Here is a 15376-nt window from a genome sequence, read left to right on the forward strand (position 1 = left end):
GTCACCGCCGAACTCCAGGAGACGCGAGCACGACTCAGGGCGGCGGAAGCGGCCGACGGAGAGCCGGTGGCGATCGTCGGGATGAGCTGCCGTTACCCCGGCGGTGTGTCCTCCCCCGAGGCACTGTGGGACCTGGTGTCGGAGGGCGGCGACGGCATTTCCGGATTCCCCGTCGACCGTGGCTGGGACCTGGACTCGCTCGTCGACCCCGACGGCGGACGTCCTGGCACCTCGTACACCGACCGGGGCGGATTCCTGCACGAAGCGGGCGAGTTCGACGCGGACTTCTTTGGCATCTCGCCGCGTGAGGCCCTCGCCATGGACCCGCAGCAGCGGCTCCTCCTGGAGACCTCGTGGGAGACGCTCGAGCGCGCCGGCATCGACCCGACGTCGCTGCGCGGCAGCCGGACCGGCGTCTTCGTCGGCGCCAGCTTCCGCGACTACGGGAGCAGGCTGGCCGCGATCCCCGAGGAGGTCGAAGGCCACGCCATGACCGGTGTCGCCGGAAGCGTCGCCTCCGGCCGCATCGCGTACTCGCTCGGTCTGACGGGCCCGGCCCTCACGGTGGACACGGCGTGCTCGTCGTCCCTGGTCGCACTGCACTTGGCGGTGCAGTCGCTGCGCCGCGGCGAGTCCTCGCTCGCCCTCGCCGGCGGTGTCGCGGTGATGTCGACGCCCGACCTCTTCACCGAGTTCAGCAGGCAGCGGGGGCTGGCCCGCGACGGCCGGTGCAAGGCGTTCTCCGCCGACGCCGACGGCATGGGCGCGTCCGAGGGCGTGGGCATGCTCCTGGTGGAGCGCCTGTCCGACGCCGAGCGCAACGGCCACCGGGTGCTCGCGGTGATCCGCGGCTCGGCGGTGAACCAGGACGGCGCGTCCAACGGCCTGACCGCGCCCAGTGGTCCGGCCCAGCAGAGGGTGATCACGCAGGCGCTGACGAACGCGGGCGTCTCCGCGTCCGACGTGGACGTGGTCGAGGCGCACGGGACGGGTACGGCGCTCGGTGACCCGATCGAGGCGCAGGCTCTGCAGGCGACGTACGGGAAGGACCGCCCCGCCGACCGTCCGGTGCTGCTGGGTTCGGTGAAGTCCAACATCGGTCACACCCAGGCGGCGGCGGGCGTGGCCGGGGTCATCAAGATGGTGATGGCCATCCGAGCAGGGGTGGTTCCCCGGACGCTGCACGCCGATGAGCCCAGTCCCCACGTGGACTGGGCGTCGGCCGCGGTGGAGTTGGTGACGCGGAACACCGAGTGGCCCGAGTCGGCTTCGGCTTCGGCTGCGGAGTCGGGGTCGGGTCGGGTGCGGCGGGCTGCTGTGTCGTCGTTCGGCGTGAGCGGTACGAACGCGCACGTGATCGTCGAGGCTCCGCCGGTCGCGGATTCTGTTCCGGTGTCTGCCGATCCTCCGGTCGTACGTACCGGTGTGGTGCCCTGGCTGGTGTCGGGGCGGTCGGCGGAGGGCCTTCGGGGTCAGGCGGCGCGGCTCGGCGAGTTCGCCGCGGCCGAGGACGCATCCCTCGCGGACGTGGGATGGTCGCTGGCCACGCGCCGGGCGGCACTGGAACACCGTGCGGTCGTGGTGGCCGAGAGCAGGGACGAGTTCCTGGCGGGGCTGGAGGCCATCGCTTCGGGCGAGCCCTCCGGTGACGTGGTCACCGGCACCGCACCCGACGGGGAGAGCGACGAGGGCGTCGTCTTCGTCTTCCCTGGTCAGGGGTCGCAGTGGGCCGGTATGGCCGCGGATCTGCTGGACACGTCCCCGGTGTTCGCGGACTCCGTCGACCGGTGTGCGCAGGCCCTCGCGCTCCACACCGACTGGTCGTTGCTCGACGTGCTGCGTTCGCGGCCGGGGGCGCCGTCCCTGGGCCGGGTCGATGTCGTGCAGCCCGTGCTGTGGGCTGTGATGGTGTCGCTGGGCGAGCTGTGGCGCTCGCGGGGTGTGGAGCCCGCCGCTGTGGTCGGTCATTCGCAGGGTGAGATCGCTGCCGCGTGTGTGGCGGGGGTGCTGTCGCTCGAGGACGGTGCTCGGATCGTGGCTCTGCGGAGCAAGGTGATCGGTGAGGAGTTGGCGGGGCAGGGCGGCATGGTGTCGCTGGCCAGGCCGGTCGATCAGGTGATTGAGCTGCTGGCCCGGTGGGACGGCCGGATCTGTGTGGCCGCCGTGAACGGTCCGGAGGCCACCGTGGTCGCCGGTGACGCGGCGGCGCTCGACGAGCTGGTGGACGTATGTGAGCGCGAGGGCGTGCAGGCGCGCCGTATCCCGGTGGACTACGCCTCGCACACGCCGCACGTGGAGGCGGTCCGCGAGCGGTTGATGGAGCTCGCCGCCCCCGTCACGCCCCGTGCGGGACACATCCCGATGTACTCGACCGTGACCGGCGGCCCGGTCGCCGGTGAGGACCTCGACGCCGCGCACTGGTACCGCAACCTCCGCGAGCAGGTCCGTTTCCACGAGACGATCGACGCCCTGATCAGTGACGGCCACACGACCTTCGTGGAGGTCAGTGCGCATCCGGTGCTGACGGCGGCGATCGAGGAGACCGGGCACGCGGCGGACAAGCCGCTGACCGTCACCGGCACCCTGCGCCGCGACCACGGCGGCGACCGCCAGTTCCTCACCTCCCTCGCCGCACTCTGGGCGAACGGCGTGGCCCCGGACTGGGCGGCGATCCTGCCCGCTCCCGACGGCGACCCCGTCGACCTGCCCACCTACGCCTTCCAGCGCCACCACTACTGGCTCACGTCCGTCGGCACCGGAGACGTGCGGGGCGCCGGCATGTCGGGCACGGGGCACCCGCTGCTGGCGGCCGGAGTGAGCGTGGCGGAAGGCGGCGGGTTCCTGTTCACCGGCCGTCTCTCCACCGGCTCGCAGCCCTGGCTGGCCGATCACGCGGTCCTCGACCGGATCGTGGTGCCGGGGGCCGCCGTCGCGGAACTGCTGCTCCAGGCCGGTCAGTACGCGGGTGCGGACCGGCTGGACGAGCTGGTCCTGCGGTCCCCGCTGGTCGTACCGGCCGACGGTGCCGCCGTCGACATCCAGGTGGGCGTCGACGCCGCCGACGACCACGGCGTGCGGGCCGTACGCCTGCACGCCCGGCCCCACCTGTCGGAGCTCGGCGACGACGCTGCCGCCTGGGAGTGTCACGCCACGGGGAACCTGGCCGGGACACCGCGCCAGGACGAGACCACGGCCGACGGGCCCACGGCCGACGGGCCCGCCGCCGCGGAGTTCGCGACGCAGTGGCCGCCCCCGGGCGCGGAGCCGGTCGGCATCGACGGGTTCTACGAGCGCCTTGCCGGGCACGGCTACGCCTACGGGCCGGTGTTCCAGGGCCTGCGTGCCGTCTGGCGGCGCGGCGCCGACGAGATGTTCGCCGAGGTCGCGCTGCCGGAGTCCGGTGGTGACGCCGGCCGGTTCGGCGTGCACCCGGCGCTCCTCGACGCGGCCCTGCAGACCCGGCTCGTCGAGCTGCTCGACGGGACGGCGGAGCGAATGCTGCCGTTCTCGTTCTCCGGCGCCCGGATCCACGCCACCGGTGCGACCGCCGCGCGGGTACGGGTGACCAGGACGGGGCCGGACGCCTTCTCGCTGGTGATGGCCGACCTCGCGGGCCTGCCGGTCGTCACGATCGACGAGATCGTCGTCCGCGCGCCGGCCGCCGTCACGCCGTCGGCCGCCGCCCTGCCGCCGGACTCGCTGTTCGAGCTCAACTGGGCGCCCTTGCCCAGTGGTTCACCCGCAGCCCCCGGGGAGGCGGACGCCCGGATCGCCGTGGTCGGTGACGGCCTCGACGGTGACCTCCAAGGGATCGACGCCCCCGTGTACGCGGACGTCGCATCGCTCGCCGACGCCGTCCGCGCGGGCGGCGCGGCGCCGCATGCGGTGCTGCTGCCGTGCCCGCCCGCCGGTGACGTGCCCGATGTCCCGGCGGCCGCCCGGGAGCGGCTCGCCGCGGCGCTGGCGGCCGCGCAGGAGTGGCTCGGCCGTGCCGAACTGGAGTCCGCGAAGCTCGTGTTGGTGACCCGGGGCGCGGCCGCCGTCAGCCCCGGTGAGCGGGGCGACGTGGTGGTGTCCGGGGTGCGCGGACTGTGGCGTTCGGTGTGTTCCGAACACCCGGAGCGGTTCGCGCAGGTCGACGTGGACGCCACCGGCCCCGCACCGGCGGTGCGGACCGCGGCGCTCGTCGTCGGAGAACCCGAGATCGCCGTACGCGCCGGAACTCTGTCGGTGCCGCGGCTGGCCCGGGTCTCGCCGTCGGACCCGAAGGTGCTGGCCGTCCCCGACGGGGGCGGGGCCTGGGGCCTGGACCTCGGTGCCGGTGACACACCGGACGACCTGCGGCTGACCCCGCGCCCGCGGGCCGAGGAGCCCCTCGGTGCGGGCGAGGTACGGGTCGCGGTGCGCGCGACCGGGGTCAACTTCCGCGACGTGCTGGTGTCGTTGGGCGTCGTCCCGGACGGGGAAGGGCTGTTCGCCAGTGAGGGCGCGGGCGTCGTGCTGGAGGTCGGCGACGGGGTCACCGGCCTCGCGGCGGGCGACCGGGTCATGGGACTGCTGTCCGGGGCGTACGGCGGACCCGTCGCCGTCGCCGACAGCCGTCTCGTCGTACCGATGCCCCGCGGCTGGTCCTTCGCCCAGGCGGCCGCCGTGCCCGCGGTCTTCCTGACCGCCTCCTACGCGCTGACGGACCTCGCCCGGATCAGGGTGGGCGAGTCGCTGCTGGTCCACGCCGCCGCCGGCGGGGTCGGCATGGCGGCGGTGCAGCTGGCGCGCCACCTCGGCGCCGAGGTGTACGCCACCGCGAGCGAGCCCAAGTGGCCCGTGGTGCACGGCACCGGCGTCCCCGCCGCACGGACGGCGTCGTCGCGCACCCGCGAGTTCGCCGACCGGTTCCTGGCGGAGAGCGGAGGCCGCGGCGTCGACGTCGTACTGAACTGCCTGGCCGGTGAATTCGTGGACGCCTCACTGCGGCTGCTGCCGCGGGGCGGCCGGTTCGTCGAGATGGGCAAGACGGACATCCGTGACGCCGACGACGTGGCCGCGCGGTGGCCCGGCGTGCGGTACCAGGCGTTCGACCTGGGGGAGGCCGGGGCCGAGCGCCTCGGGACCATGCTCACCGAGCTGGCCGGACTCTTCGACCGGGGCGTGCTGACCCCGCTGCCGGTCACCGCATGGGACACCCGGGAGGCCCCCGAGGCGTTCCGGCAGCTGAGCCAGGCCCGGCTCACGGGCAAGGCCGTGCTGACCACTCCCGCGGCCGCCGTCGACGGCACGGTGCTGATCACCGGCGGTACGGGCGTCGTCGGATCGGCGGTCGCCCGGCACCTGGCCACCACCGGCACCGCCACCGACCTCGTCCTCGCGGGCCGCCGGGGCGCCGAAGCCCCGGGAGCCGCCGAACTCGTCGCGGAGCTCACCGCGTCGGGCGCCTCGGTGCGGGTCGTGGCGTGCGACGTGTCCGACCGGAGCGCGCTCGGCGCACTCCTCGACGGGCTGCCCGGCCTGCGGGGCGTGGTGCACGCGGCGGGCACGGTGGACGACGGCGTGGTCTCCGCACTGACCCCGGAGCGCCTGGACGCCGTGCTGCGCGCCAAGGCGGACGCGGCCTGGCACCTGCACGAGCTGACCCGGGACCACGACCTGTCGCTCTTCGTCCTGTTCTCCTCGGCCGCCGGGGTGCTCGGAGCGGCAGGACAGGGCAACTACGCCGCCGCCAACGCGTTCCTGGACGCGCTCGCCCGGCACCGCCGCACCCAGGGCCTGCCCGCCCACTCGCTCGCATGGGGCCTGTGGGCCGAACGCAGCGCGCTCACCGGCGACTTGACGGACACCGACCTCGACCGGATGCGCCGCACCGGGATACGGCCGCTCACCGCCGACCAGGGCCTGGCGCTCTTCGACGCGGCCGTACGCGCGCCGCGCGCCCTGAGCGTGCCCGCCGCGCTCGACGTGGCGGCCCTGCGGCGGCAGGACGACCCGGGACCGCTCCTGCGCGGCCTCGTCCGTACGCCGGTCAGGCGCTCGGCGGTGAACACGACCGGCGGAGGCGGCGGAGGCGGACTGCGGGAGCGGCTCGCCGGACTCGCCCCGGCGGACCGCGGCCGGACGCTCACCGCACTCGTGCGCGCCCAGGCCGCCGCGGTCCTCGGCCACGGGCACGCGGACACCGTCGCCGAGGACCGGGCCTTCAAGGACATGGGGTTCGACTCGCTGACAGCGGTCGAGCTCCGCAACCGCCTCGGCACCGCGACGGGCCTGCGGCTCCCCGTGACCACCGTGTTCGACCATCCGACACCGGCCGCCCTGGCGGCGGCCCTGCTCATCCGGCTCATGCCGGACAGCACGGACGACACGGTCGGCACGGACAGTACGGACGGCACGGACAGCACGGTCGGCACGGACGGAGACGCGGCCGCCCGGGCCACCGCTCCGGACAGCACGAACGCCGACGAACCCATCGCCATCGTCGGCATGAGCTGCCGGTTCCCCGGCGGGGTGCGCTCGCCCGAGGATCTCTGGCAGCTGCTCACCGACGGCCGGGACGCCATGGGCGCGTACCCCGACGACCGAGGCTGGCACGTCGAACTCGGCGACGCCGCGTCGCCCGAAGACCGCTTCGACCGGGTCGGCGGATTCCTCCACGACATGGCCGAGTTCGACCCCGAGTTCTTCGGCATGTCGTCGCGCGAGGCGCTCGCCACCGACCCGCAGCAGCGGCTGCTCCTCGAAGCCACGTGGGAGGCGTTCGAACGCGCCGGAATCGACCCCACGACGCTGCGCTCCACGGCGACGGGCGTGTTCGCCGGGCTCATCTACCACGACTACGCCGCACGCTTCCCCGAGCCGCTCGGCGGATTCGAGGGATACCTCGGCAACGGCAGCGCGGGCAGCGTCGCGTCGGGCCGCATCGCGTACACCCTCGGTCTGGAGGGGCCCGCGATCACGGTCGACACCGCCTGTTCGTCGTCGCTCGTCGCGCTGCACCTGGCCGCGCAGGCCCTGCGGCGGGGCGAGTGCACGCTCGCGGTCGCCGGCGGCGCGACGGTGATGTCGACGCCGCGGCCGATGATCGAGTTCAGCCGCGTCGGCGGGCTGGCCCCCGACGGCCGGTCCAAGGCGTTCTCCGCCGACGCCGACGGCATGGGCTTCGCCGAGGGCGTCGGCATGCTGGTGGTGGAGCGGCTGTCCGACGCCCGGCGCAACGGGCACCAGGTCCTCGCGGTGCTCCGCGGCTCCGCGCTCAACCAGGACGGCGCGTCCAACGGCCTGACCGCCCCCAGCGGACCGGCCCAGCAGCGCGTGATCAGGCAGGCGCTGGCCGCCGCGGGTGTGACGGCCGCCGAGGTCGACGTGGTCGAGGCGCACGGTACGGGCACCCCGCTGGGCGACCCGATCGAGGCGCAGGCCCTCCAGGCGACGTACGGGCAGGACCGCCCCGCCGACCGTCCGGTGCTGCTGGGCTCCGTGAAGTCCAACATCGGCCACACCCAGGCGGCGGCAGGCGTCGCCGGAGTCATCAAGATGGTCCTTGCGCTGCGCCACGGCGTCGTACCGCGCACCCTGCACGTCGAGCGGCCCGCCGAGCACATCGACTGGACGGCGGGCGCGGTGCGCCTGGCGGAGAATGACGAGCCGTGGACCCGGGACGGCAGGCCGCGGCGCGGCGCGGTCTCGTCGTTCGGCATCAGCGGCACGAACGCACACGTGGTCGTGGAGGAGGCCCCGGCCGAGCGCACGGAACGCACCCAGCCCACCGAGATCACTGACCCCGCCGGACCCACCGACCCCGCCCTCGGCCACCCCGTGCCGTGGGTGATCTCGGCGAAGAACGCCGACAGCCTCCGTGAGCAGGCCCGTCGGCTGTACGAGCGGGTGGACGGTGACCCCGTCGCCGAGCCCGCCGACATCGCCCGGTCGCTGCTCTCCACCCGCTCGCTCTTCGACCACCGTGCCGTGGTCGTCGGGCGGACCCGCGAGGAACTCCTCGACAGGCTGGCGGCGGTGGGCCGGGGCGAACCGGCCGCGGGCGCGGTCCGAGGCGTCGCCGCCGGACGGCCCGGGACCGTGTTCGTCTTCCCTGGTCAGGGGTCGCAGTGGGCCGGCATGGCCGCGGATCTCCTGGACGCCTCCCCGGTGTTCGCGGACTCCGTCGACCGGTGTGCCAAGGCACTGTCGGCGCACACCGACTGGTCGGTGCTCGACGTGTTGCGCTCGCGGCCGGGCGCGCCGTCGCTGGACCGGGTCGACGTCGTGCAGCCGGTGCTGTGGGCCGTGATGGTGTCGCTGGGCGAGCTGTGGCGCTCGTACGGCGTGGAGCCCGCCGCCGTGGTGGGGCACTCGCAGGGCGAGCTGGCCGCGGCGTGCGTGGCGGGCGTGCTGTCCGTCGACGACGCCGCCCGGATCGTGGCCCTGCGCAGCAGGCTGATCGGCGGCGAACTGTCCGGCCAGGGCGGCATGGTGTCACTCGCCCGCCCGGTCGACCGCGTGCCGGAGCTCATCGCGCCGTGGGGCGAGCGGATCTGCGTGGCCACGGTCAACGGACCCGGCGCCACCGTGGTCGCCGGTGACGCGGCGGCCCTGGACGAGCTGATGGAGGCGTGCGAGCGCGAGGGCGTGCGGGCCCGCCGCATCCCCGTGGACTACGCCTCGCACACCCCGCAGGTCGAGCGTCTGCGCACCGCGCTCCTCGACCTGGCGGCGCCGGTCGTGCCCGCCCCCGGCGACGTACCGATGTACTCCGCCGTCACCGGAGAACCACTGGACGGCGACGCGGCCGGAGCCGAGTACTGGTACCGCAATCTCCGCGAGACCGTACGGTTTGACTCCGCGACGCGCGCCATCGCCGCCGCGGGACACCGCGTGTTCGTGGAGGTCAGCCCGCACCCGGTCCTGACCAACGCGATCGAGCACACGCTGGAGGAGCGCCCGGGCAGCACGGACGGCGCGGGCGGCACGGACGTCCGTGCCGTGGTCACCGGCACGCTGCGGCGCGACGAGGACGGCGGGGAGCAGCTGCTCACGGCCCTCGCCGAGGTGTTCGTGAACGGCGGCACCGTGGACTGGGCGCAGACCTTCGAGGGCGGCAGGACCGTCGACCTGCCGACCTACGCCTTCCGCAGGCAGCGGTACTGGCTGGACGCCCCCGAACGCACCGGCGACGCGAGCGGCGTCGGCCTGACGGGGACGGACCACCCGCTGCTGGCGGGCGCCGTCGCCCCGGTCGGGAGCGACACCCTCGTGTACACCGGCAGGCTGTCCCGTACGACCCACCCCTGGCTCGCCGACCACTCCGTGCTCGGCGCGGTGATCCTGCCCGGCAGCGTCTTCGTCGACTGGGCGCTGTACGCGGGCACCGAATCGGGCTGCCCCCGCATCGGCGAACTCGCCGTCGAGGAACCCCTGTTCCTGGACGCGTCCACCGCCGTGCACGTCCAGGTGGAGGTGGGCACGCCCGACGAGAGCGGGCAGCGCGTCCTGACCGTCCACTCCCGCGCCGAGACCACCGGCGCCGACACGGCGTCCGGCTGGACGCGCCACGTCACGGCCCTCGCCGGCCCGACGGGACCCACAGACGGGAGTCCCGGCACCGACACCTCCGCCTTCGCGGAGCTCTCCGGCGCCTGGCCCCCGCCGGACGCCACGGCCGTTCCGTTGGACGGCTTCTACGACGGCCTCGCCGACCGCGGATTCACGTACGGGCCCGCCTTCCGCGGCCTGCACGCCGCCTGGCGGCGCGGTACGGAGATCTTCGCCGAGGTGTCCCTGGGCGACGGAGCGGCCGGCACCGCGGACGGCTTCGCCCTGCACCCCGCGCTCCTCGACGCCTCCCTGCACGCGGCGGGAGCGGCCGACGGCGCCGTCGAAGGGCCGGACGGCGGGGGCGCGGCGCAGGTCCGCATCCCGTTCTCCTGGTCCGGGATCCACCTGCACTCGGCGCCCACCACCACGCTCCGCGTGCGCCTCTCGGCCACGGGCCCGGACACCATCGCCGTCCACCTCGCGGGCAGCATCGGCCAACCGGTCGTATCCATCGACAAGTTGAGCCTGCGGGCCGTCGACCGCGCACGGTTCCAGGAGGCGACGGAGAACACCGCGGCCGCTGGGCCCGAACCGCGTGAGCGTCCGCGGCGGACGGCCGCGGACAGCGCCGCCGCCCGCCTGGTGCGGGACGCCGCCCCGGAGGACCGCCCCGAACTCCTCGCCCGCCTCGTCCGCGATCAACTCACCGCCGTCCTGCGCCACGACGCCACCGACGTCGGAGGGGATGTCACGTTCCTGGACCTCGGAATCGACTCGATCGGGGGCATCACCCTGCGGGACAGGCTCGGCACCCTGCTGGACCTGCGGCTCCCCGCGACGACGACGTTCGAGTACTCCACCACCACCCTGCTCGCGGGCCGTCTCGCCGAGCTGCTGGCCGCCCGGACGGAAGCACAGGCCGAGGCCGGGGCAACCGAGCCGGCGACCGGGGCCGGGCAGGACGCCACGGCCGGGCCCGAGGCGGAGCCGACGCCCGAGCCGGCCGCCCTCCCCGCGGCCGAACCCCTGGACAGCATCACCGCCCTCTACCACCAGGCGTACGCCGTCGGCAGGACCGGTTCGACGGGCATGGACCTGATCCAGGCGGCGGGCTGGCTCCGGCCGTCCTTCACCGTCGAGGAGGCCGCCGACCACGTACTGCCCCCGGTCCGGATGGCCACCGGTGACGGCAGCAGGACCAAGCTGGTGTGCCTGCCCGCCATCACCGCCACCGCGGGACCGATCCAGTACGCCATGATGGCGCAGCACTTCGAGGGCAAGCGGGACGTCCTGTCCCTGGTCAACCCCGGTTACGCCGAGGGCGAGCTGGTGGCGGACACCTTCGACGCCCTGATCGAGACGCACCTCGTGCAGCTGCGCGAGACCGTGGGAAGCGAGCCGTTCGTCCTGCTCGGGCACTCCATGGGCGGCCTCATCGCCCACACCCTGGCCATGCGGGCCGAGGAGGCGGGCCTGCTGCCCGACGCGGTGGTCCTCCTCGACACGTTCCAGGCGACCCACCAGTTCGCGGAGAAGACCACCCTCGCCATGAACGAGGGCCTGGACTCCCGCGAACGGCTCCTCGGCCCGTTCGCCCTGAACGGCGTGAAGCTGACGGCCATGGGCCGCTACAACGCCCTGTTCATGCAGCAGTGCGTGCTGCGCCCGATCAAGGCCCCGACGCTCTTCCTCAGCGCCGCCGACCCCATGCCGTACCAGGACGAGGGCTACGAGGACGAGGGCTGGCGGGCCTACTGGCCGCTGCCCCACACGGCTCAGGAAACCCCCGGAGACCACTTCACGATCATGGAACACAACCTGCCGCTGACCACCGGCGCCATCGAGAGCTGGCTCGCCGAACGCGGTCTGTGATCCCTTCCCGGGCTTCGACGCCCTCAGCGACCAGATGACAGGAAACGTCCTCATGACCATGCCCGCCTTCGAAAAGGTGGCCCCGCCCGGCGCGGACTTCGCGTCGGACCCCTACGCGATCTACACCCACCTGCGCGAGCAGGGACCGGTGCACCGCGTGCCCACGTACGACGCCGGCGACATCTGGCTGATCGTCGGGCACGCGGAGGCCCGCGCCGCCCTGACCGACCCCCGCCTGCGCAACGACATCCGCCACTCGTCCTCCTGGCAGGACGACGGCGGCAACGCCATCGGCCTGAACATGCTCCAGACCGACCCGCCGCACCACACCCGGCTGCGACGGCTCGTGGCCAGGGAGTTCACCGCCCGCCGCATCGAGGCGCTGCGCCCGCGCATCCAGCAGATCGCCGACGAACTGCTCGACGCCATGCTGCCGCTGGGCAGGACCGACCTCGTCGAGGCGTTCGCGATGCCGCTGCCGATGGCCGTCATCTGCGAACTCCTCGGCGTGCCCGCCGCGGACCGGGAGCAGTTCCAGCGCTGGTCGGGGGAGCTCGTCTTCCCCAGCAGCCCCGAAGCCGCCGGTGCCGCGGTCCAGGAGATGACCGCCTACCTGGCCGCGCTCATCGAGGGCAAGCGCCGCTCGTCCGGCGACGACCTGCTCTGCGCGCTGGTGCGCACCATGGACGAGGACGGCGACAGCCTCTCGGCGGACGAGATGCTCGGCATGGCGTTCCTGCTGCTCGTCGCCGGGCACGAGACCACCGTCAACCTCATCGCGAACGGCACGTGCGCGCTGCTGCGCGATCCGGAGCAGCTCGCCGCACTGAGATCCGACCCCGCGCTGATCGACGGCGCCGTCGAGGAGATGCTCCGCTACGACGGCCCCTCGCACTCCACGGCGCACCGCTTCGCCGCCGAGGACGTGGACATCGCGGGCTCGGTGATCCCGGCCGGGGACCCCGTCCTCGTCCTCCTCGCGGCGGCCAACCGGGACCCCGAACGCTTCCCCGAGCCCGACCGCTTCGACATCCGGCGCGACGCGCGCGGCCACCTCGGCTTCAGCCACGGAGTCCACCACTGCCTCGGAGCGCCGCTCGCCCGCCTGGAGGCCACCGTCGCGCTGCGCGCCCTGCTCGAGCGCTGCCCCGACCTGGCCCTGGACACGGACCCCGACACGCTGGCCTGGCGCCCCAGCCTCATGCGCGGACTCCTCCACCTGCCGGTGCGCTACGGAAGGAACGCCAGTGACTGACACCGACCCGGCCAAGCTGTTCGACCTCATGGACCCCGCCTACATGGCGAGCCCGTACGAGGCCTACCGCGTCGCCCGGGAGAGCGCCCCCGTCTGCCCCATGTCGGCGGAAGGGCCGTGGATCGTCACGGGGCGCGACGAGGTGGCCGCCGTCCTGACGGACACCGCGCGGTTCACCAGCCGCACCAACACCCATGGCGCGTACGGGTTCACCGACGCGTGCGGCGAGCTGCTCGCCGACTCGGTCTTCTACCGGGTCCCGTCGTTCAACACCGACCCCGCCGAGCACGGCAGGTTCCGCGCGCTCGTCGACGGGCAGTTCTCGCCGGACGCCCTGCGCCGCCACGAGCCCGCCGTACGGGCCACGGCCCGCGCGCTGGTGGACGGCTTCAAGGACGCGGGCGGCGTCGACCTGCTCGCCGGGTTCGCGCACCCGCTGCCGCTGACCGTGCTCTGCGACATCATCGGCATCCCGTCCGGGGACCGGGCCACCGTCAAGGGATGGCTGGGCGACTGGCTGCTCATGCAGGTGCTCCCGCTGCCACCGGAGGACCAACTGCGGTGCGCGAAGAGCCTGCTGGAGTACGAGGCGTACGTCCGGGCCCTGCTGGCGGACCGGCGGCGGCAGCCGGCCGACGACCTGCTCTCCGTGTTCGCCGACGCGGCCGCGCAGAGCGACCCGGTGTGCACCGTCGACGACGCCGTCCTCGCGGTCCTCGTCCTGCTGGCCTCCGGTCACGAGACGACGACCCACCTCGTCGCGAACACCGTCCACCAGCTGCTGCGGGACCGCAGGCGGTGGGAGACGCTCGTCGCCGACCGGGAGTTGATCTCCGCTGCCGTGGAGGAGGGTCTCCGGTTCACCACCTCGGTGCAGAGCGCGTCCCGCACGGTCACCGAGGACGTGACGCTGGCCGGGGTGGCCGTCCCGGCCGGCGCGAAGGTGCACGCGATGGTCGCGGCGGTGGGCCGCGCTCCGGAGTCGGCCGAGGACCCGGAGACCTTCCGCCTCGACCGTACGGGCCCGCCGCGGCACTTCGCGTTCGGCCACGGCCCCCACTCCTGCCTCGGGGCGGGCCTGGCGCGTCTCGAGGGCCGGGTGGCGTTGGAGACGCTGGCCGACGCCCTGCCGGACCTGGAACTCGCGCCCGGCTTCGCGCCGCAGCACCTTCCGGGCGGCCTTGTCATCAACGGGCTGCTGGCCCTCCCGGTCACCTGGACCACGGGCTGACCCCGCCCCTTCCGGCCCGTCCCGTACTCATGTGAGGAAACACCGTGGCAGTGACAGACTTCGAGGATCTGACCGGTCTCGGCCAGGACTTCGTCGACAATCCGTACCCGGTCTACGAGCGGATGCGCGCCCAGGGCCCCGTGCACCGGGTGCGGACCGCCGCGTCGGGTGAGTTCTGGCTCGTCGTGGGCCACGAGGCGGCGCGCCTCACCCTGGCCGACCCGCGCCTGTCCAACGACATCCGGCACTCGGCCGGATGGCAGGACGACGGAGGCAACTCCATCGGCCTGAACATGGTCCAGACGGACCCGCCGCAGCACACCCGGCTGCGCAAGCTCGTCGCCAAGGACTTCACGCCCCGGCGGATAGCGGAGCTGCGGCCCCGGATCCAGCAGATCGCCGACGAGCTGGTGGACGCCATGCTGCCGCTCGGCAGGGCGGACCTGCTGGAGGCGTTCGCGCTGCCGCTGCCCCTCGCGGTGATCTGCGAACTGCTCGGGGTGCCGGCGGGGGACCGCAAGATGTTCCACGACTGGTATCTGGCGAGCACCGACTTCACCCGGCCCGAGGAGGCCGGCGCCGCCGCGCAGGCGATGACCGGCTACCTCGCAGAACTCGTCGCCGCCAAGCGGCAGGATCCGGGAGCGGACCTGCTGAGCGCGCTGGCCGGCGGCCTGAGCACGGACGACGACCGGCTCTCCCCGGAGGAGATGCTCGGCATGGCCTTCCTGCTCCTGGTCGCCGGTTACGAGACGGCGGCCAACCTGCTCTCCAGCGGCACGCTCGCCCTGCTGCGCCACCCCGACCAGCTGGCGGCCCTGCGCGCCGACTGGTCGCTCCTGGAGAACGCGGTCGAGGAGATGCTCCGCTACGAGGGAGCGGTGGAGACCACCGCGTTCCGCTACACCAAGGAGCCGGTGGAGATCGGCGGGGTGCGCGTCGACAGCGGCGAGTCGGTGGCCGTGGTGCTGGCCGCCGCCTCCCGTGACCCCAGGAAGTTCGCCGAGCCCGACCGCTTCGACATCCGCAGGGACGCCCGCGGCCACATGGCGTTCGGCTACGGCATCCACCACTGCCTGGGCGCGCCGCTGGCCCGTATGCAGGGCGCGATCGCGTTCCGTACGCTCCTGGAGCGCTGCCCCGGCCTCGCGCTCGACACCGATCCCGAGACCCTCAGCTGGCGCCCCAGCCTGATGCTGCGCGGACTGCACCAGCTGCCGGTCACCTTCGGCTGACCGCACCGCACCGCGCGACACGGTCGCGAACGCCCGCACATACGAAGGGCCCCCGGCACGGGATCCGTGCCGGGGGCCCTTCGACGTCTGCGTTACGAGGCCGTGGTGTCGGCCGGGCGGATGTAGATGCGCTGGCCGATCGCTGCGGCCTGCTGCACGATCCGATTGACGGAGGCGGCGTCCACGACGGTGCTGTCCACGGCCGAGCCGTCGACATCGTCGAGTCGCATGATTTCGAAGCGCATAGGGCTTCTCCCTTCG

General features: G+C 73.8%; 4 protein-coding genes and 1 pseudogene. 4 read left to right on the forward strand and 1 reads right to left on the reverse strand.

Translation table 11 applies throughout. From position 1 onward, the window contains the following. Window positions 1-54: 54 nt before the first annotated feature. From AC07DO_RS22640 to AC07DO_RS22655, 4 genes and pseudogenes are all read left to right on the forward strand, one after another. Window positions 55-11394 (forward strand): annotated as a pseudogene (locus tag AC07DO_RS22640) (SDR family NAD(P)-dependent oxidoreductase); the annotation flags it as partial. A 52-nt stretch (window positions 11395-11446) separates the two neighbouring features. Further along, on the forward strand, window positions 11447-12649 hold the full coding sequence (locus tag AC07DO_RS22645) for a cytochrome P450 family protein (RefSeq protein WP_479062064.1): 1203 nt from the start codon (window positions 11447-11449) through the stop codon (window positions 12647-12649). Then, complete coding sequence (locus tag AC07DO_RS22650; protein ID WP_479062065.1) at window positions 12642-13880, forward strand: cytochrome P450; 1239 nt, start codon at window positions 12642-12644, stop codon at window positions 13878-13880. Before AC07DO_RS22645 ends, AC07DO_RS22650 begins: the two co-directional genes overlap by 8 nt. Window positions 13881-13924: 44 nt before the next feature. Next, window positions 13925-15115, forward strand: a complete 1191-nt coding sequence (locus AC07DO_RS22655) for a cytochrome P450 family protein (protein WP_479062066.1) — start codon at window positions 13925-13927, stop codon at window positions 15113-15115. 92 nt (window positions 15116-15207) lie between these two features. Here AC07DO_RS22655 and AC07DO_RS22660 read toward each other — a convergent pair whose 3' ends face one another. Beyond that, entirely contained in the window at window positions 15208-15360 is a 153-nt protein-coding gene (locus tag AC07DO_RS22660) for a hypothetical protein (RefSeq protein ID WP_165283191.1), read from the reverse strand. Between the last annotated feature and the right edge of the window lie 16 nt (window positions 15361-15376).

The sequence above is a fragment of the Streptomyces sp. NPDC045678 genome (assembly GCF_056432085.1).

Coding starts and splice junctions, on each gene's coding strand:
- AC07DO_RS22660 (WP_165283191.1), bottom strand. CDS start 15,360: ATGCGCTTCGAAATCATGCGACTCGACGATGTCGACGGCTCGGCCGTG.
- AC07DO_RS22645 (WP_479062064.1), top strand. CDS start 11,447: ATGACCATGCCCGCCTTCGAAAAGGTGGCCCCGCCCGGCGCGGACTTC.